Origin of the sequence: Pedococcus sp. KACC 23699 (assembly GCF_045348425.1) — a bacterium.
GTDB lineage: Bacteria > Actinomycetota > Actinomycetes > Actinomycetales > Dermatophilaceae > Pedococcus.
The window spans coordinates 2,729,508-2,748,151 of the sequence record NZ_CP157483.1; the positions used below are offsets into that span (position 1 = coordinate 2,729,508).

21 protein-coding genes are annotated in these 18,644 nt (G+C 71.1%); 6 read left to right on the forward strand and 15 right to left on the reverse strand.

The window, feature by feature from the left end:
- Positions 1-4: 4 nt before the first annotated feature.
- From ABEG17_RS12905 to ABEG17_RS12935, 7 genes are read right to left on the reverse strand one after another with little or no spacing between them, the layout of a single operon-like run.
- Positions 5-1,114, reverse strand: coding sequence for a sensor histidine kinase (locus ABEG17_RS12905; RefSeq protein ID WP_406829887.1), 1,110 nt, complete (start codon positions 1,112-1,114; stop codon positions 5-7).
- Positions 1,111-1,788, reverse strand: a complete 678-nt coding sequence (locus ABEG17_RS12910) for a response regulator transcription factor (protein WP_406829888.1) — start codon at positions 1,786-1,788, stop codon at positions 1,111-1,113. Before ABEG17_RS12910 ends, ABEG17_RS12905 begins: the two co-directional genes overlap by 4 nt.
- Entirely contained in the window at positions 1,781-2,206 is a 426-nt protein-coding gene (locus ABEG17_RS12915) for a hypothetical protein (protein WP_406829889.1), read from the reverse strand. The genes ABEG17_RS12910 and ABEG17_RS12915 overlap by 8 nt, the downstream gene beginning before the upstream one ends.
- A complete protein-coding gene (locus tag ABEG17_RS12920) occupies positions 2,203-3,372 on the reverse strand; it encodes a molybdopterin-dependent oxidoreductase (protein WP_406829890.1) in 1,170 nt (389 codons plus the stop codon). Before ABEG17_RS12920 ends, ABEG17_RS12915 begins: the two co-directional genes overlap by 4 nt.
- Entirely contained in the window at positions 3,369-4,121 is a 753-nt protein-coding gene (locus tag ABEG17_RS12925; protein ID WP_406829891.1) for a methyltransferase domain-containing protein, read from the reverse strand. The genes ABEG17_RS12920 and ABEG17_RS12925 overlap by 4 nt, the downstream gene beginning before the upstream one ends.
- Positions 4,118-4,777 carry a DUF2064 domain-containing protein gene (locus ABEG17_RS12930; protein WP_406829892.1) on the reverse strand — a complete coding sequence of 220 codons (660 nt, stop codon included), beginning with the start codon at positions 4,775-4,777 and terminating at the stop codon, positions 4,118-4,120. Before ABEG17_RS12930 ends, ABEG17_RS12925 begins: the two co-directional genes overlap by 4 nt.
- A gap of 26 nt (positions 4,778-4,803) precedes the next feature.
- Complete coding sequence (locus ABEG17_RS12935; protein WP_406829893.1) at positions 4,804-5,463, reverse strand: glycosyltransferase family 2 protein; 660 nt, start codon at positions 5,461-5,463, stop codon at positions 4,804-4,806.
- 175 nt (positions 5,464-5,638) lie between these two features.
- On the opposite strand from ABEG17_RS12935, the gene ABEG17_RS12940 reads away from it, so the two are divergent.
- From ABEG17_RS12940 to ABEG17_RS12950, 3 genes are all read left to right on the forward strand, one after another.
- On the forward strand, positions 5,639-7,006 hold the full coding sequence (locus ABEG17_RS12940) for a hypothetical protein (RefSeq protein WP_406829894.1): 1,368 nt from the start codon (positions 5,639-5,641) through the stop codon (positions 7,004-7,006).
- Entirely contained in the window at positions 7,000-8,064 is a 1,065-nt protein-coding gene (locus ABEG17_RS12945) for an NAD-dependent epimerase/dehydratase family protein (protein ID WP_406829895.1), read from the forward strand. Before ABEG17_RS12940 ends, ABEG17_RS12945 begins: the two co-directional genes overlap by 7 nt.
- A gap of 121 nt (positions 8,065-8,185) precedes the next feature.
- Positions 8,186-8,488 (forward strand): hypothetical protein, encoded by a 303-nt coding sequence (locus ABEG17_RS12950; protein ID WP_406833196.1) that lies wholly within the window; start codon positions 8,186-8,188, stop codon positions 8,486-8,488.
- A gap of 48 nt (positions 8,489-8,536) precedes the next feature.
- On the opposite strand, the gene ABEG17_RS12955 is transcribed toward ABEG17_RS12950, so the two are convergent.
- Positions 8,537-9,553, reverse strand: a complete 1,017-nt coding sequence (locus ABEG17_RS12955; RefSeq protein WP_406829896.1) for an NAD(P)-dependent alcohol dehydrogenase — start codon at positions 9,551-9,553, stop codon at positions 8,537-8,539.
- A 101-nt stretch (positions 9,554-9,654) separates the two neighbouring features.
- Positions 9,655-11,028, reverse strand: coding sequence for an alpha/beta fold hydrolase (locus ABEG17_RS12960; RefSeq protein WP_406829897.1), 1,374 nt, complete (start codon positions 11,026-11,028; stop codon positions 9,655-9,657).
- Positions 11,029-11,230: 202 nt separating this feature from the next.
- On the opposite strand from ABEG17_RS12960, the gene ABEG17_RS12965 reads away from it, so the two are divergent.
- The gene (locus tag ABEG17_RS12965) at positions 11,231-12,154 is read left to right on the forward strand and encodes a hypothetical protein (RefSeq protein WP_406829898.1); all 924 of its coding nucleotides are present in this window, start codon (positions 11,231-11,233) and stop codon (positions 12,152-12,154) included.
- A 64-nt stretch (positions 12,155-12,218) separates the two neighbouring features.
- Here ABEG17_RS12965 and ABEG17_RS12970 read toward each other — a convergent pair whose 3' ends face one another.
- The 5 genes from ABEG17_RS12970 to ABEG17_RS12990 all read right to left on the reverse strand — a co-directional run bounded on the left by ABEG17_RS12970 (position 12,219) and on the right by ABEG17_RS12990 (position 15,690).
- On the reverse strand, positions 12,219-12,572 hold the full coding sequence (locus ABEG17_RS12970; RefSeq protein WP_406829899.1) for a cupin domain-containing protein: 354 nt from the start codon (positions 12,570-12,572) through the stop codon (positions 12,219-12,221).
- Between the two features lie 54 nt (positions 12,573-12,626).
- Positions 12,627-12,923: a DUF3303 domain-containing protein gene (locus ABEG17_RS12975; protein WP_406829900.1), complete on the reverse strand. Its 297-nt coding sequence runs from the start codon at positions 12,921-12,923 to the stop codon at positions 12,627-12,629.
- 198 nt (positions 12,924-13,121) lie between these two features.
- Complete coding sequence (locus ABEG17_RS12980) at positions 13,122-13,934, reverse strand: sulfite exporter TauE/SafE family protein (RefSeq protein ID WP_406829901.1); 813 nt, start codon at positions 13,932-13,934, stop codon at positions 13,122-13,124.
- A 76-nt stretch (positions 13,935-14,010) separates the two neighbouring features.
- The gene (locus ABEG17_RS12985) at positions 14,011-14,190 is read right to left on the reverse strand and encodes a hypothetical protein (RefSeq protein ID WP_406829902.1); all 180 of its coding nucleotides are present in this window, start codon (positions 14,188-14,190) and stop codon (positions 14,011-14,013) included.
- A 90-nt stretch (positions 14,191-14,280) separates the two neighbouring features.
- Positions 14,281-15,690, reverse strand: coding sequence for a rhodanese-like domain-containing protein (locus ABEG17_RS12990; RefSeq protein ID WP_406829903.1), 1,410 nt, complete (start codon positions 15,688-15,690; stop codon positions 14,281-14,283).
- Positions 15,691-15,948: 258 nt separating this feature from the next.
- Between ABEG17_RS12990 and ABEG17_RS12995 the strand changes: the two genes are divergently transcribed.
- Both ABEG17_RS12995 and ABEG17_RS13000 read left to right on the forward strand, forming a co-directional pair.
- Positions 15,949-16,350: a DUF302 domain-containing protein gene (locus tag ABEG17_RS12995; protein ID WP_406829904.1), complete on the forward strand. Its 402-nt coding sequence runs from the start codon at positions 15,949-15,951 to the stop codon at positions 16,348-16,350.
- Between the two features lie 62 nt (positions 16,351-16,412).
- Positions 16,413-16,679, forward strand: coding sequence for a metal-sensitive transcriptional regulator (locus tag ABEG17_RS13000; protein WP_406829905.1), 267 nt, complete (start codon positions 16,413-16,415; stop codon positions 16,677-16,679).
- 143 nt (positions 16,680-16,822) lie between these two features.
- Here the strand turns inward: ABEG17_RS13000 and ABEG17_RS13005 are convergent, their stop codons facing one another.
- Positions 16,823-18,523 (reverse strand): ribonuclease J, encoded by a 1,701-nt coding sequence (locus ABEG17_RS13005; RefSeq protein WP_406829906.1) that lies wholly within the window; start codon positions 18,521-18,523, stop codon positions 16,823-16,825.
- Positions 18,524-18,644 lie beyond the last annotated feature (121 nt).

The following is an 18,644-nucleotide window of genomic DNA, read 5'->3' on the forward strand; positions in this document are numbered from 1 at the left end:
CGGGTCAGGCGGGGAGGCGGACGACGAAACGGCAGCCCGTGCCGTGGTTGCTGACGGTGACCGTGCCCTGGTGCGCTTCGACGAGTCCTCGCACGATGGCCAGACCGAGCCCAGCACCGGCGTCCGGGCCCGGTGTCCGGGCGCGGGTGCCGCGCCATCCGACTTCGAACACCGACTCGAGGTCGTCGGGGTCGATGCCGCCGCACCCGTCGCTCACGGTGAGCTCAACCGCGTCTGCGGTCGAGTGGCCCTCGACGAGGACGACCCCGTCGGCCGGGGTGTGCCGGATGGCGTTCATGACCAGGTTTCCCACCACCCGGGACAGGGCAGCCGCGTCGGCGCGAACCTCGACATCGGGCACGACGTTCCCGCCGAGCTCGACACCGCGGGTGGTGGCGACCGGCGCGGCGCCGGCGATGGACTCGCTGACCACGTCACGCAGAACCATCGGTTGCAGGGTCAGGTTGAGCGCGCCAGCGTGGATGCGCGACAGCTCGAACAGGTCGTCGACCATGCTCGCCATCCGGTTGGTCTCCGTCAGCATCTGCCGGTGGTAGCGCCGCGGGTCGGTGGCGACGCCGTCGTCGAGGGCTTCGGCCATGGCTCGCAGCCCGGCCAGAGGGGTCCGCAGGTCGTGGGACACCCAGGCAACGAGCTCGCGCCGGGACTGCTCCAGCTGACGTTCGCGCGCCTGAGCGGTGCGAAGCCGGTCACTGCTGCGCGCGAGCTCGTCGGCGACCGCCCGCATCTCGGCGGGGTCACCGACAGGCCTTTGGACGTCCTGCCCGGCGCCGACAGCGGCGGCCATGCCCCGCAGGCGCCGCGCGGACAGGGCCAGGGTGCGGGCCAGGAGCAGCGCGAACACTGCGGACACCAGGCCGGAGACACCACAGACGAGGACGACGACGCTCAAGTCGTGCGTCGACAGGAACATGGCCCGCGCGGTGCCGACGACCCCGGCGACGACTCCTCCGACGGCGACGACGGCGATGAGTCCGGCGGACCAGCGGATCGGAGCGCGCCGGATGCGCCACCCGACGAGGGCGCCGACGACACCGACGCCCAGGGACCAGCAGGCGGCGATGAGGACGACGGTGACCTGGTCGCTGGTCATTGCGGTTCCCACCGGTAGCCGACACCCCACACGGTCAGCAACCGGACTGGGCGGCGCGGGTCGGTCTCGACCTTCTCCCGCAGGCGGCGCACGTGGACGGTGACGGTGGACTGGTCCCCGAAGGACCAGCCCCACACTTCGCGCAGCAGCGCGTCACGGGACCAGGCCTGGCGGGGGTTGGCGACCAGGAAGTGCAACAGGTCGAACTCGCGCACCGTCAGGGGCAGGACGCTGCCACCCAGCGTCGCCGTGTGCTCGGCGGGCTCGACGACCAGGTCGCCGTCGATGACGGTGGCGCCCTTGGGGTGTCGTTGCCCCACTCGGCGCAGAACGGAGTCGACGCGCAGCGCGAGCTCCCGAGGGCTGAACGGCTTGGTCACGTAGTCGTCAGCGCCCAGGCGCAGCCCGACGAGGCGGTCGGTTTCCGCACCGAGGGCGGTGAGCATGATGATGGGTACGTCGCTGCTCTCGCGCAGCTGCCGGCACACCTCGAGCCCGTCGACGCCGGGCAGCATCAGGTCGAGGACGACCAGGTCAGCGCCGCGGCCCCGCATGGCTCGCAACGCCGCTTCACCGTCGCCGGCTTCCTGCACCTCGTGGCCACCAGCTCGCAGGTAGGACACGACGACCTCGCGGACGGTGAGGTCGTCGTCGACGACGAGGACCTCAGCCACCCGGTGCTCCTTTGCGCCTGTCGCGGACCGCCACAGCCGTGGCTGCGCCCAAGACTACGGCGGCGACCGCGACCCACCCGACGGCATACGGGCGGTCCAGCAGGGTGGGGTTGTCCGCCTTGGCGCCGAACCGCCCCAGCACGGGCACCGCCACCAGCGTCACCGAACCCAGCACCACCAGTACCAGCAGCGCTGCCCGACGGGCCCAGGTCGGCAGCACCCGGGCCGCGCCGACGCCAGCGAGGACGACCAGCGGCGCTAGGAGCCCGTCGTGGACGAACACGACCCCGGCTAGCCATGGCCCGGTCGCCAGCAGGTTTCCCCACCCCAGGCCCAGGAACCGGATGGCGCCGTACAGGCCGACCAGGACCCCGACCACGGCGAGGACGGTTCGGGTGCCGCGCAGTTCGGTGCTCATGCCTGGACCTCGAGTCGGTTGACCCACTTGGTCTGCAGGGCACCGGGGCGGTTCGGGGCGATGATCCGGCACGGGTAGCCGTGGTCGAGGGACAGTCGTTCACCGGCCAGCGTGAGGGCAAGGATGGCTTGCGGATCTGCGGCGACGTTGCCCGGCAACCGGCTGCGGCTGGAGGCTCCACCGCGCTGCAGGGACTCGACCAGGACAGCTGCCCCGGTGGGGGCGTCGACCAACGCCATGAGGTCACTGATGCGGACACCGCCCCACGTTCCGGTGGCGCTCCACCCTTCGACGCACGCAATGGGCAGCGTGGCCGTCGTCTGCGGCATGGCCTCCAGCTCTGCTCGGGTCAGGTGCACCTGCGTCCTACCGCCCACGATCGTGAGGGCGAAGGTGGGGTCGGTCGCAGTCGTCGCGACGCCGGCCGCGACCGCGGTCTTGTTGATGGGTACGCCTCCCGGACCGGTTCCGGAGCGGGTTGCGAGGACCGACAGGTGTCGGACGCCCGGGACCCCGGAGGCGGCGCTGCTCACCACGGCGATCCCCGCCGCCGCCCAGGTGACCCGCAGGATGCTGCGCCGAGAAACCGCACCAGGGTCGGGCACCACCTCGGGCCCGAGCCATGCGCTGCGGATGACCGGCAGCTTCACCGCGATGTGGACGAGCAGGGAGCCCATGGCGACCCAGCCGAGCGCGAAGTGCGTCGCCCTGAACGAGAACGACCACGGGTACCACTGGGCAGAGTTCGCCAGACCGGTGACGAGCTGGAGCGACGCGCTGGAGACCAGCACCAGGATGGACACCCGTTCGGCGGCGTCGAGAAGCCTGGCCCGTGTCGCGGTCGGCGGCCGACGGAAGAGCTGCGGGAACACCGACCACAGCTTGACCAGCAGCAACGGCACCGCCGCGGTCCCGGCCGCGACGTGCACGCCCTGGGTGACGCGGTACAGCCAGATGGGTCGGGTCGGCAGGGGCACCAACGGGTTCGGCAGCTGCGCCACGTGGCTCCAGACACCGGTGAGGAACGCAACCAGGAAGCACACGCCGAGCCAGGTCCCCACGCGAGCCGTGAGCTGAGGGGTGCGCGCGTCACTGGTGAAGTCCTCCGGCGTGGGTGCTCGGTCGAGGAGTCTCGTGAGGGCGTCGGTGACGCGGGTGCCGCTCACGACTTCACGCCGGTGGCTGGGCTGAGGACAGCGACGGTGCGCCCCCGTCGATGTGCCACGACAGCGACGGTGAGTCCGGCCTCGGTGGCAGCCTGCGGCAACGCGTCCGGACCCAACTCGGCCCAGGAGAACGACGTGGACGCGAGCCCACCGGCTCGAAGGTGCAGCTGGTGCACGCGCAGGCCGGTGCCGGCCTTGGCCAGGTCGACGACGACCCGGCCCCGGTCGTGGATGAGCTGACGGGCGCGGGCGAGCAGGTCAGACGGGTCGCCGCCGATGCCGATGTTGCCGTCGGCCAGCAGGGCGGTGTCCCAGGTCCCTTCCCCCGGCACCGGGTCGAACAGGCTGCCGCACACGACGGGCACGCCACGCCGCCTCGCTTCCGCCAGGGCTGTTGGTGACGCATCGACGCCGAGCACCGAATGACCGCGATCGCGCAGCTCGGCGGCCAGACGACCCGGACCGCACCCGAGGTCGATGGTGGACCCGTCGCAGTGGTCCAGCAGGAAGCGGTCGCTGCGCGATGCCTGACCGGTCCAGGAGCGGACCGGGAGCTCACGATGGACAGGGTGCCCTTCGATGACAGCGCTGAGCGTCCCGACGGCCAGGGCGGTGGCGAACACCAGTGCTGGTGAGGCGTACCCGGGACGCCGTTCCGCATCCGGGTACGCGTCGATGGGGGAGAGGGTGTGGCTGTCGGTGTCGGCGTCGGTGCGGGTGTCGGTGCTGATGTCGGTGCTGGCGCTCATGCGGTCCTGCTCTCGAGGGTCGGGCCCAGCTGGTGCCAGGCGCGGGCGAACCGGGTATGTGGTGCGGTCGCCGCCACCGCCCGTGCGTCGGCCGCCGTGTCGACGTCGCCGAGCTCGGCGGTCGGGAGCACCGTCCCGGTGGCGTCCTCGATGGCGGCGCGCGTGTGGACCCACGTGTCCGGGCGCGACATCGGCACCAGGTGCAGGCCGGCCACGTCCTCGGCCGAGGTCGTCGCCAGCACCCACCAACCACCGTCGTGCGCCTGCCCGAGGACCGGACGACCACTGCTCGTGGTGGCGACGACGTGCTCGAGGTGACGGCCAGTCAGGTGAGGGGTGTCCATCCCGACCTGGACCACCGGCCCGCCATGCGTGACGTGGACGGCCCGGTGCGCCGCCGCGAGCCGGTGCCCGAACGTGGGGCCCACCTGGTCGACCACGTCCCAGCCGGTCAGCGCGTCTCGCAGTACGGCGGGTTCGACGGACCGGTCGATGGTTCCGGCCAGGGCGACCACCCGGCGCCCGGGCGGGAACACGGCCTCGCACACGGCAAGGGTGTCGAGCAGGGCGGCATGCGCGAGCAGCGCAGCCCGGGCGTCCCCGACCGTGGCGGCCAGGCGCGTCTTGACCTCACCGGCGACAGGAGCTTTGGCCATGACGAGAACCGTGGCCGTGGCCGTGGTCACGGGAGGGCCTTGACGAGGTCGCGGGCGGCCTTGGCCGAGCCGCGCAACGACCCGGACACCTTCGACGTGGTGCCTTCGGCGCGAGGCCCGTAGGTCATGTCGTGCTCGACCACGGACCACCCCGCCCGGTGAGCGCGAACCAGTACCTCGACCGGGTACCCGAACCGCAGGTCCCGAACGCCGAGCGCGAGCAGGTCCACGCGACGGGTCACCCGCACCGACGGGATGTCGTGCAGCCGCAAGCCGGTACGCCTACCGATCCACCATGCCGCCATCAGGTTGAACGCACGGGCGTGCCAAGCCATGGCGGCGCGGGTCATGGGTCGACGTCGTCCGACCGCCATCGTGGCCCGCCCCCGGGCGACATCGGCCAGCAGCGGCAGCAGCTGCGCCGGGTCGAGGGACCCGTCGCCGTCCATCACCGCGACGTACCGGGCCCGCGCGCTGTTCACGCCGGCCTGAACCGCGGCACCGTACCCGGGGCGGTGTTCGACGACCACTCGTGCCCCCCGTGCGCGGGCGACATCCGCGGTTCCGTCCGTGGAGCCGTTGTCGACGACCACGACCGACATGCCCTCGGGCACCCTCGCGAGCAGCGCCGGAAGTGCGCCAGCTTCATTGCGGCACGGGAGGATGAGTTCGCAGTCCAGGACCATGCGACGACGATATGGCCGGCACCGTTTGCGTTGCGGGGCAAAACATTACGGAAGTCTGACCACTCCCATCGGTGACCGCCGCGGGTCCGCTTGTCGTGCGAGGGTCAGCAACGTGACCCCACCACCCGCATCTACGACGCTCCCTCACAGCCACCCCGAGCCACCGCCCTCGGCGGTGGACCATGACGCGTTCGAGCACGCGGTTACGCCGCCCGGGCGGAAGCTGGCGCGGGGCGTCGCTGTGGCCGTCGTGATGTTCACGGTCGCGGTCCTCGTGGCGCACCTGCCAGGGGTGCACGTCCATGCCGGGGCGGCAGCACCGCTGGAGGGGGCGTGGTCGCCGAGGGTCGGGGTGGGCACAGTCCCTGCGCTGGCGTTGCTGGCCTGGGCGGGAACCCCGCACCCCTGGGCGGTCATGAGGCGGCTGAGCTGGGGCCGGCTGCTGCTGGCAGTGTGGGCTTTGTCCCTGGCATGGATGGTGTCCCTCGCCCTCGTCGACGGGGCCGACGGCATCGGTGCCGTCCTGAACCACGACACGGAGTACCTCGCCACCGCCCGTACAGTCGACGACACCGACGCCCTGCTGCGCTCGTTCACCGGCCGGATCCCGTTGGCCGCGAACAACAACTGGCCGGTGCACGTAGCCGGCCACCCGCCCGGCGCCCTGCTGTTCTTCGTCGGGCTGGTCCGCTTGGGGTTGGGGTCGGGTCTGGCCGCGGGACTGGTCGTGGTCACCGTTGTGGCGACCGTCCCGGTCGCGGTGGCCGTGGCCTGCCGAGCCCTCGGCCAGGGCGACCGCGTCGGAAGTGTGCTGCCGTTCCTGGTGCTCGGACCGTTCGCCGTGTGGCAAGCCGTGTCCGCCGATGCGGTGTTCGCGGCGGCGGCCGCGTGGACCGTTGCCTTCGCCGCGCTGACCGGGGCAGCACGCTCCCGCCCGCGGCGGCTGGCGTGGGCCATCTGCGCAGGACTCGGTCTCGGCGGGTGCGCCATGCTGTCCTACGGCCTTCCCCTGATCGCCGCGGTGGTCCTCGCAGCGCTGGTCGCTGCCCATGGCTGGCACCGTGACCTGGTTGCTCTGCTCGCGGTGGTCGCAGTCGGGGCGGCTGGTGTCGTGGGCGGGTTCGCAGTGGTCGGGTTCAGCTACTGGGAGGCGTACCCGGTGCTGCGCCAGCGGTACTGGGATGGGCTCGCCTCGGCCAGGCCCGGTTGGTACTGGTTGTGGGCCAACCTCGCCCTGCTGGCCGTGTCCGCCGGCCCGGTCCTGTTCGGCGCCCTCGGCGCATCCGGTCGCCGCATCCGGGACGCGGTCGTCCGCCCCCAGGATGACCCCGTCCTGACGCTGGTGACCGGCGCGGTGGTGGCGGTGGCGGTCGCGGACCTGTCGCTGATGAGCAAGGCCGAGGTGGAACGCATCTGGCTCCCGTTCGTCCCCTGGCTGCTCCTGGCCACGGTCCTGGTCCCGGTCCGTTGGCGTCGCCTTGCCTTGGTCGGGCAGGCCGGGCTGGGGCTGCTGGTCCAGACGCTGCTGGTGACCCCGTGGTGACCCCGGGTCCGATGCGGGTGCTGCTCACCGGGTCCGCCGGGTTCATCGGCACCGCCACAGCCACCGCCCTCCGGGCAGCAGGTCACGACGTCGTCGAGGTGGACGCGATGGTGCCGCAGGCGCACTCGCGCCCGGCCACCCCACCCGACGGGGTGCACGTCCTGGACGTTCGAGACGCTGACGACTGGGTCGACCTGCTCGAGCGCACGGATGTCGTGTGCCACCTGGCCGCGATGGTCGGCGTCGGCGTCACCGTCGCAGACCTGCCCCTGTACGCCGCGAACAACGACCTCGGCACCGCTGCGCTCCTCGCTGCCATGGCGAAGGTGGGAGTGTCACGGTTCGTGCAGGCTTCGTCGATGGTGGTCTACGGGGAAGGGCGCTACCGGTGCCCGACCCATGGGCCTCAGGCGACGGCGCCCAGACGTGTGCACAACCTCGACGCAGGCCAGTTCGACAACACCTGCCCCCATTGCGGCACGGTGCTGGACTGGGAGACGGTGACCGAAGACGCCGCCCTCGACCCGCGCAGCAGCTACGCCGCGAGCAAGGTCGCCCAAGAGCACTACGCGACCGCGTGGGCCCGTCAGGCTCCCGCCCGCGCCATCTCCCTGCGGTACCACAACGTGTACGGACCAGGGATGCCGAAGGACACTCCGTACTCCGGCGTCGCCGCCATCTTCCGCTCGGCCATGGAAGCCGGCCGCGCACCAGTCGTGTTCGAAGACGGCGGCCAGATGCGTGACTTCGTCCACGTCGACGACGTCGCCCGCGCCAACCTCGCAGCGGTGGAGGCCGTCAGCGGTCGAGACCCGGGCAGCCACACGGCATACAACGTGTGCTCGGGTCGTCCCATCACCATCCTCGACGTGGCCCGCATGGTCACCGCCGGCCAGCAGGGCAGCCCAGCCGCGGTCGTGTCCGGTCGGTACCGGCTCGGCGACGTCAGACACATCGTCGCCTCACCGGCCCGCGCCACCGCAGAGCTCGGTTTCACCGCCGCGATCGCCCCTGCCGAAGGACTGGCCCGGTTCGGAAGCGACCCCCTACGCGACTGAAGCGGCAACCGACCCCGGCTACTCGGGTAGCACCCGGAAGAGGCCCTCACCGACAGCCCGCGTCGCCAACACCGGCGCCAGGCAACGCCGGACCACCCCGAAGCCCCATGTCCGCCAAGGGATCCAGCGCATCCTGGACACCATCGGGGCACCCGCCTACGTCAGGAACAACCGCCTCGACCTTCTGGCCCTCAACGCGTTGGGCCGAGCCCTGTTCACCGACCTGTACCCCGCCGACACCGCCACCGACACCGGCGACGCGAGGCCCACCGCGAACCTCGCCCGCTACCTGTTCCTGGACGACCGCTCTCGCGACTTCTACATCGAGTGGGCCGTGGTCGCCAAGGACGTGGTCGCCTCGCTGCGCATCGAAGCGGGTCGCAACGAGGACCCGGCAGCTTCCGAGCCCGGAGCGGCCGGGTAGTCCATCCAGCCACGGTGGGTGCCCCCTGGCCCAGCCGCGGTGCTCACCTCATTGCTGCGTCGTGTCCACCTGGCTCGTCGGGACGTCGGGTTCGAGCTGGCCGGGAATGATGACGACCTTGCCGGCGACCTTTCCGGTCTCGAGCATCTTCATCGCGGACCCGGCCTGGTCGAGGGAGTACGTCTTGGCGAGAGTGGGGACGAGCCGACCGGCCTCCAGCAGGGTGGTGAGCTGTTCGAGGTCGCTGGCTCGTTCCCTGGCCATGAGGATGGCGAGGCGCTGACGGATGAACAGCGACAGTGCGGCCCCTCGCAGCTGGCGGCCCATCCCGGTGATGTTGCCCGAGTTCTCGCTGCCGACGAAGACCACCGTGCCGCGGGGCTCGAGCGCCCGCCGCAGGCGAGTCAGGGGCGCGCCGCCGCCGATGTCGAGGATGAGGTCGTAGCGGCGGCTCCCGTCGGCGAAGTCGTCGCGTTCGTAGTCGAGGACGTGGTCGGCGCCCAGGCTGCGGACGAACTCGGCCTTGGCGGCGCTGGCGACGCCGGTGACCTGGGCGCCGAACACCTTGGCGAGCTGGACGGCGTAGCTGCCGACGCCGCCGGAGGCACCGATGACCAGGACCTGCTGGCCGGGCTGGACCTTCCCGACGTCCCGCAGGGCCTGCAGTGCGGTGCCGGCGGAGATGGGGACGACGGCGGCCTGTTCGAAGGTGAGGGTGGCCGGCTTGTGGGCGAGCTTGTCCTCCGGGCCGACGGCGTACTCGGCGAAGGAGCCGGGCGCGACGCCATACACCTGGTCGCCGGCAGCGAAGCGGGTCACGGCGGAACCGACCTTGACGACGGTGCCGGCGACGTCGCGCCCGGAGATGGGGTTCCTGGGGCGGCGCAGGCCGGTGACAGGTCGCATCGCGTACGGCTTGCCGGTCATGAGGTGTTCGGTGCCGCGGTCGAGTCCGGCGGCGTGGACCTTGATGAGGACCTCGTTGTCGGCCGGCTCTGGGATGGGGACGTCGCTGACGCGCAGGACCTCGGAGGTGCCGTACCGGGCCTGGGTGACTGCCTTCATGGTGACTCCCTGTGCGGAGGTGGTCGTGGTGTTCATGGTCTTCCTGTCTTGCGTCGGTGGGTAGGGCCTGTGGAGAGTGCAGCGGCGGGTACGGGCGCGCGTCACCGGGTGGGCACCGCTTGGTTGGTGCGGGCGGCGGTGACGACGTCGTGGATGGCGGTCACGGACAGGGCGGCGCCGGCCGGGTCGTGCAAGAACCCGACGTGGTCCATGTCGGCGACGGTGTGCCGGCTGTTCGTGGACAACGCCGCCAGCTGGTTCTGCGCGGTGCCCCAGCCGGGCTTGGCGTCGACGTTGGCCTTGGCGGTGAGAACGACCAACGGCCGGTGCCCGAGGCTGGTCAGGGCCTGCGCCTGGACGAACGTGGTGGGGAGTGAACGTTGTTCGGCGCGCTCTGCGGTCCAGCCGCGAGGGCTGTCCGCGAACGTGGCGGCCTGCTGGCCGGCGTTCCCCGGAAGGTCCGGGGTGCCCAAGGTGGCCAGGACATGGCCGATACCGAAGCGGAACAAGGTTGGTGCGGCGGCGAGGACGCGCCGCATGACCTGGTACTCGCCGTCGAACGTGCTGACGGCCTGCACCTGGTGAGGGCTGGCGCTGTCGAGCAGGACGACACCTGCGACCTGCGCTGGGTACAGGTGCGTGTACGTCAGGGCGTGGACTCCACCGGAGGAGTGTCCGGCCAGGACGAACGGACCGGGCTCACCGGCGGCGGCCAGGAGCTTGTGCAGGTCGGTCGCTGCGGTGGTGGCGTCGGCTGGGTTCGGTGAGTCGTCGCTCCAGCCCTGTCCGACCCGGTCGTACGCGCACACGCGGGTGCTGGCGGAGGCCGCAGGCAGCACGCGCGCCCACTGGGGGGAGGTCTCGCCGAGACCGTTGAGCAGGACGACGGTGGGCGTCCCGGTACCGGCGCAGTGCAGGTGCAGGCGGTACCCGCCGACGTCGATGAGCCTGCCGGGCATCGGGCCGGCGGCGGTCCTCACGTCGCCCCCGGCGACCTGAGCCAACCCGCCGACGCCGGCGACGACCATGAGGGCAGCGACCGTGTGGACGAGGAGCCGGGCACGGCGCCGCGGGAGGTCGCGACGGGTGCGCCAGCCGGTCCAGAGGCCGACCGCGACGAGGGCGGGCGCCCAGGCCCAGGGGAGCCGGCTCATGGCCGGCTCGCCAGGGTTGGCGATGGTCATGAGGGCGCCGCCGAGCGCCATACCGGCCGCGGGGAGGTAGGCCCACGTCTGCGGGCGGTTGGTGTACCGGCTCGTGAGCCAGGCGAGCAGCGCCCATCCCGCGGAGAACGCGATCAGCGCAGCACCGACCACGCGTGCCTCGGACGCGGACGGAAGCAGCACGAACGTGGTGACTGCCGCGGCGACTGCGCCCATACCCATGGCTGCGAGGGTGATGCGACCGAACGGTCCCGTAGGCGCCGGCAGCGTGCTGGTCGTGATCTCGGTCGTGTCGGCTGTGCTCGTGCTCATGGTGCCTTCCGCTTCCTGGCCGACCTGGGTGGTCGGCCCCGAGCACCACGGTCGCGGTATGCGCAGTCCCTCGCCCCGGTCACATGGCCGGGTTCACCGGCCAGGTCCTGGGTCGCCCACGCGACATGACCGTCCCGGCTGAGTGACAAACACCGTCCTTCGGCATGAGCCGCCACGATTCAGTCGGGTGGACCATGCCCAGATGGGACGTTCGTGGGTCGTGCCGGCTGGCGTGCTGGTGGTCAGCCTTGCCGCTTGCGCCGGCGGCGGCGGCGGGACGAGCACGTCCACGTCGAGCTCGTCGTCCAGCTCCTCATCCAGCAGCAGCTCGAGCGCCCCTTCGTCCGAGACGACCACGGAGGCAGGCCCCGGTCCGGTGTCCTACCAGGTGCCGAACAGCGAGTGCCCCAGCGACTACCCGTACGGATTGCTGGTCACCACCGACGTGGACGCCGAGGTCCAGTACCTCGAGAAGATGCCTGCCTGCACCAACGCCGCCGCCACCGACACGTGGGTGCGCAACAAGAGCGACGCCGTGTGGCTCGTCAACACCGACTCCCCAGGATCTGCGCAGCGCCTGCCCGACGGCGTGACCGAGGACCTGGCTGAGGAGGCGTTCCTGGAGGCCGTCCAGCCGCCGACCGCGATCCTCGTGCCAAGCACGTCGAGCCTGGTCAACCTGCCACCGGAGCAGGTGCAGTGGGAAGTCTCCCTCGCGTACACCTTCGGGTGGGAGGCGCAGGACTTCACCCTGAGCAGGATCGAGAGCGCAGCGTCGGGAGGTGCCGTGGCGGCGTTGCGACGACGCGGGTCCCCTGAGGGGGCCGCGGTGGCAGCGTGCGCCCTTGCGGGGTACGACGGTGTGCGAGGGGCGAAAGGTCTTGCCGACGCTGACGGTCAGCAGGTCATCATCGACGTGCTCGGCACGAGTGTGGCCGGGCTGAAGTGCCGCTCCGAGGCCCAGAACGTGCGCACCGTCAACTCTGGTGGTCCCGGCGTCCTGTCCGAGGAGCTATCCCGTCTGGGAAGCCAGACCGAGCTGTTGGAGAACGTGCACGTGCGCCTGGACAACGCGCAGCGACTGGCCAAGGCGGTGGACCTTCTGGAGTTCGTGCACAAGGGCTGAGCGAGATGACTCATGCCAGAAGGCCCGGGCCAGACGGCCCGGGCCTTCTGCTGTGCCCACGCCCTCAGGTGGACGTGGCGTATGCCGCGACGCCGGTGTCCAGCAGGACGCACGGTTCGTCGCCGACGGTCCAGGCGTCGTGGCCCGGTTCGATGTCCAGGACGTCGCCGGGACCGACCGACATCTCGCCGCCGTCGTCGAGACGCACGGTCATCTGGCCGGACAGGCACATGCCCGTGTGGTGGGTCTGGCACGAGGCGGTGCCTGCGATCGGTTTGACGTCGTCGGACCAGCGCCAGCCGGGTTCGAAGACGCCGCGGCCGAGGGTGAAACCTCCGAGGGTGACCACGTCCATGTGGCCGTGCCCACGGAAGGGGCGCCGCTCGTGCGGGGTGTCGATGTTCTGCTTGTCGGTCATGAAGACCTCCTTCGCGTGAAGGGGGCGGCGGTCAGGATGAGGGGTGCGAGGGCGTCAGTCGATCGTCGCCCTGAAGGCGATCCCCTCACCGGAGATGGCTGCCGACTCCTCGATGGGGTGGATCGGTCGTGCGGTGAAACGCAGCCAGGGCGTGAACGGGGCCACGGTCCGGGCGAGCGTCGCAGCGCTGTCGACCTCGATGATGGCCACGCCGCCTTCGGCGTCGGCGAAGCCGTAGAACCCATGGAAGTCGGCGCCGGGCGGTGGCGTCCACCCCTGGAACACGGCCAGGGAGCGGGCCGTGCCGTCTTCGGAGCTGTCGACGAACTCCCAGATGACATGCATCAACATGATCAGCGACCTCCAGTGGGTCGGATCGGGTGACGCCGGGGTTGACGTCCCCGTGCAGACGCGGCGGCTCTCTGGATCAGCGGTGGGCCACTGGCGTCCCATCCAGCGTTCTCCGTGTCCACGGACCACGCCTCCCGCAAATGGGTGAGCAGGCCGAGGGTCTCGGCGGGTGAGCAGGCCGAGGGTCTAGGCCGGGCGTCAGATGAGCGCCGGGATGCTGCGCGCCGCGGTGTAGAGCGCGACGGCGACGAGCAGGACGGCGAAGGCTGCCGTGAGCGCTCGGGGCTGGACCCTGGAGCTGAGGCGGCCGCCGAGCAGGCTGCCGACGACGGCAGCCCCGGTGAACCCGGCGACCAGGGGCCAGTCGAGGTGTGGGCCGCTCGTGGTGATGCGCGCGGTCAGGGCCGTGGCGCTGTTGACGGCGATGACCAGCAGCGAGGTGCCGACGGCCACGGGCATGGGGAAGGACAGCGCGAGGACGAGTGCGGGGACCAGGACGAAGCCACCCCCCACCCCGAAGAACCCCGTGAGCAGGCCGACGGCCGTCGCGGTGACCACGACCTTCGCCAGGCGTGGGCACGCGCAGCTCAGCGGACGGAAGGTGAGGACGGGTTCCGCAGTGGGGTCCCGGAGGTCGTCGCCACGGGCGCCACGGCGCAGGGACCGCTGCAGCATCAGGGTGGCGACCACGAGCATCAGTGCGGCGAAGGCGGTCAGGAGGACCTGGGGGGCGACGTGGGAGGCCAGCGCGGACCCGGCGAACGACCCAGCCGTGCCCAGTGCCCCGAACGCCAGGCCCTGGCCGACGCGGACGTGTCGGGCGCGCGCGTGCGGGGCGACGGCGATCAGCGAGGTGACCCCGACGATGAGCAGCGAGCTGGTCGTGGCGGTCCTCGGGTCCTGCCCGAGCAGGTAGACCAGGGCCGGGACCGTGAGGATGGAGCCGCCCCCACCGAGTGCGCCGAGGGCGAGCCCGATGAGCAGGCCGAGGGGCAGGACGAGCGGCGACAAGGGATGTGCCCTCTCTTGGAGTCCGTGGGCGGCGGGGACCGACGCAGGGACATCGGTCTCCGAAGGGTCGAGCTGGTCAGCTGCGACCGAGGATGCGGGCGAGGAACGAGCCGCCGCCGGCGGCGGCTTTCTCGTCGGCGCTGTGGCCGGGGCAGCGGTCCGCGCGAGGTACGCCGGCCAACACCTGGTCGACGTGCTGGCCGCATCCGGCCCAGGTGGTCCTGCCGCAGACCTTGCAGCTCACGGGACGGCACATGGTGGTTCTCCTTCGAGGGGGTGGGTCGTGCTGGAGGGGATCGTGCCCGGGGTGGGACGTGTATGCGGTACCGCCGCGCCGCTGGTGCGTTCAGGCGGCGTGGGTCAGGGGCAGGCCGGAGCTGGCGGCGAACTCGTCGAAGCTGTCGTCGACGGCGACCACGCGGATGCCGTGGGCGGCCAGGACGGAGGCGGCGATGGAGGCGCGGTAGCCGCCGGCGCAGTGCACCCAGACCTCGCCGGACCCCACCTCGTCGACACGGGCAAGCAGCTCGTGCAGGGGGATGTTCGCGGCGCCGTCGACATGGCCGTCGGCGTACTCGGAGGCGCGTCGGACGTCCAGGACGGTGACCGGGCGGTGGTGGCGCACCTGGGCGAGGTCGGCGAACACGGCGCGCTCGAACGAGCCGAGCGGGTTGTCGGTCCAGCTCTCGGGGCTGCCCGTGGCGGCACCGGCGAGGTGGTCGATGCCGATGCGGACGAGCTCGCGCTGAGCGACGGCGACCTGCTGCGGGCTGTCGCCGAGCAGGGTCAACGGGGTGCCCCAGGGGATGAGCCAGCCCAGGTAGGTGGCGAACTGGCCGTCGAGGCCGAAGTTCAGGGTGCCGGTGACGTGGCCTGCGGCGAACGCGGTCCGGGTCCGCAGGTCCACGACCCACTCACCGGCCGCGACGCGCGCGGCAAGGGTGTCCTTGTCAGCTTCCTCGGGGGCGGTGAGGTCCGGTGCGCCGGGGCCAGCACTGTTGGCCGGGCCCATGTGCGCGTAGTACGCCGGGTAGGCGTCGAGGCCGGCGAGGGTGTCCGCCACCCAGCGCTCCTCGTCCTGGGTCAGGGCCGGGTTCTGGAGTTTCTCGGCGCCGATCGTCGAGGCGGTGGTGTCACCGGTGGAGCCGGCGGAGCAGAACGACCCGAAGCCGTGGGTGGGCAGGACGTGCGTGCGCTCAGGCAGGCTGTCCGCTAGCCGGTGGGCCGAGGCGAACTGGTGGTGCACGAGGTCGTGGGTGTGGTCCTGGCCGAGCAGGTCGGGGCGGCCGGTGGTGCCGAAGAGCATCGACCCGCCGGTGAACACACCGACCGGCTGGAAGTCGCCGACGTCCTGCTCGACGGCCTCGAGGGCGTAGGAGAGGTGGGTGTACGTGTGGCCGGGGGTGGCGATGGCTCGCACCCGCATCGTGGCGGACACCTCGACGACGTCGCCGTCGCGGATGGGCGACCGCTCGTAGGACACCTCGTCGGCAGCGTTGACGTGGTACCGGGCACCGGTCGCCTCGGCGAGGGCGAGGCCGCCGGTGACGTAGTCGTTGTGGATGTGGGTCTCGAACACGTCGGTGATGCGCACGCCTGCTGTGGCGGCGAGGGCGAGGACACGGTCGATGTCGCGCTGCGGGTCGACGACCACGGCGAGCCGGCCGTCGTGAGCGAGGTAGGAGCGGTCGCCGAGAGAGGGGGTGTCGATGGGGACGATGACCGGGGAGCCCGCGGGTGTGGTCGAGGTGGTCATGCGTGCTGCCCTTCCGAAGTGCTCTGAGGGAGTGGCGATCCGGCGAGGACGGCCTTACCGCCGGTCGGCGCCATACCCTCTGGGGTATCAGTTCGAACCTCAGGTTAGTACCCCCTGGGGTATGATCGTCAAATCAGCAGCCTCGCCTGTGAGGTACCCCACGGGGTATCTGCCGAAGCGCCGGAATGAGTCAGACTAGTGCTGCGCTGCATACCCCAGCAGGTATGACCATCGACCGCGGACACGAAGGAGCACGTCGTGAGCTACGCCATCAGCACCACCGTGGCCCAGCCGTTCGAGCAGGCCCTCACGGCAACGCGATCCGCGTTGGCGGAGCAAGGCTTTGGCGTCCTGACCGAGATCGATCTCGCGGCCACCCTCAAGGCGAAGATCGACGTCGAGATCGCTCCGCAGGTCATCCTCGGCGCCTGCCGGCCGCCGCTGGCCCACGCTGCCGTGCAGGCCGAGCCGTCCATCGGGCTGCTCCTGCCGTGCAACGTCGTCGTCAGGCAGACGGCAGGCGGCGTCGTGGTGGAGGCCATGGACCCCGCGGTGATGGTGACCATGACCGGTAACGAGAACCTGGTGGACGTGGCCGGCGAGGCTCGCGAGCGGCTCACCGGGGCCCTCGTCTCGCTCGGCGGCACGCTCACCCACTGACTCCGCCCACGCGCTCATCGACCCACCCGTAGCTGCACAGCCACCGAACCGAAGGACACGCCATGGTCACCCTCAACACCGACGACATGACTCCCGTCATCAACCGGCTGCGCCGCGCCCAGGGGCAGCTGGGGGGCGTCATCCGCCTCATCGAGGAGGGGCGCGACTGCCGTGACGTCGTGACCCAGCTCGCTGCGGTCAACCGCGCCCTCGACCGGGCGGGTTTCGCCATCGTCTCCTCCGGCATGCGTGAGTGCCTCACCTCGCCCGACGGCATCAGCGCCGAGGACCAGGCGACGATGGAGAAGCTCTTCCTCACCCTGGCCTGAACCAGGGACACGACGAGGCCGCCGAGGTCAGACGAACCGGCCGGGGCAGGACGAACCGCCCGGGGCACGACGAAGCGGCCGGGGCCATGCCCCGGCCGCTTCGTGTTACCTGCGTCGACGCACGCGTCGACTTCGGCGCCGGCTCAGGCGTCGACGATCACCGGGATGATCAGCGGGCTGCGACGGTGCTTGCGGTGCACCCAGGTGGAGGCGGCCTTGCGGACCAGCTCCTCGATCTGGTCGAGGTCCTCGACACCGTCGTTGGCGGCCTTGGTGAGCGCCTGCTGGATCGCTGCCGTGGCGTCGGTGAAGTCGATCGTGTCGGTGGCCAGCCCGTGGACCATGTAGTCGGGGTCCTCGGTGAGCTTGCCGGTGTCGGGGTCGACGATGGCGACGATGGTCACGACGCCCTCCTCGGCCAGCGTCCGCCGGATGTGCAGCGTCTCCTCGGTGGCTCCGCCGACCCGGCCGCCGTCGACGTAGACCATGCCGGCCTGGACCTTGCCCGTGATGCGGACCCGTCCGCCGACGAGGTCGATGACCGAGCCGTCCTCGGCGATGAGCGCCTTGTCGGCGTCCACCCCGGTGCGGATCGCGATGTCGGCGTTGGCGCGCAGGTGCCGCCACTCGCCGTGCACCGGAAGGACGTGGCGGGGCTTGATGATGTTGTAGCAGTAGGACAGTTCGCCGGCGCTGGCGTGTCCTGAGACGTGCACCTTGGCGTTGCCCTTGTGCACCACGTTGGCACCCCAGCGGGTGAGCTCGTTGATCACGCGGTAGATGGCGTTCTCGTTGCCGGGGATGAGCGAGCTGGCCAGCAGCACCGTGTCGCCCTCGGTGACCTCGATGGGGTGGTCGCGGCGTGCCATGCGCGACAGGGCCGCGAGGGGCTCGCCCTGCGAGCCCGTGCAGATCAGGGCGATCTTGTTGGCGGGAAGGTTCTCGAGCTTCTTGAGGTCGACGACCAGGCCCTGCGGGATGTTGAGGTAGCCGAGCTCGGAGGCGATGCCCATGTTGCGCACCATCGAGCGGCCGACGAAGGCGACCTTGCGTCCGTGCTCGTGCGCGGTGTCCAGGACCTGCTGGATGCGGTGGACGTGGCTGGCGAAGCTCGAGACGATCACGCGGCCTTTGGTCGTGCGGAAGACCGTGTCGATCGCGGGGGAGAGCTCACCCTCGGAGATGGTGAAGCCGGGCACCTCGGCGTTGGTGGAGTCGGGCAGGAACAGGTCGACCCCTTCCTCGCCGAGCCGGGCGAACGCGCGCAGGTCGGTGACCCGGCCGTCCAGGGGGAACTGGTCCATCTTGAAGTCACCGGTGTGCAGGACCAGGCCGGCGGCGGTGCGGATGGCGACGGCCAGGCCGTCCGGGATCGAGTGGTTGACGGCGATGAACTCGCAGTCGAACGCCCCGAACGAGCGGCGGTCGCCCTCCTTGGCCTCGATCGTCTTCGGCGTGATCCGGTGCTCCTTGAGCTTGGCCTCGATGAAGGCCAGCGTCAGCTTCGAACCCACCACGGGGATGTCGGCACGCTCACGCAGGAGGTACGGGACACCGCCGATGTGGTCCTCGTGCCCGTGGGTCAGCACGATCGCGTCGATCTTGTCGAGGCGGTCCCGGATCCAGGTGAAGTCGGGCAGGATCACGTCGACGCCGGGCTGGTGCTCCTCGGGGAAGAGCACGCCGCAGTCGACGATCATCAGTCGACCCTCGTGCTCGTAGACCGTCATGTTGCGGCCGATCTCGCCGAGGCCGCCGAGGGGCACGACGCGCAGGCCGCCCTTGGGCAGCGGGGCGAGTGCGTCCTTGGTGCGGCGACCGCGTCCTGAGCTGCGGCGACTCATCGGTGGGCTCCTTCGGTGGTGGGACAGGCGGCACGGCGTGCCTGGTGGTGGGTGTTCATCGGTGTCCTTCTGTTGTGCGTGGAACTCTGCTTGGGGTGGGGACGGGAGGGCTGGGAGCGCC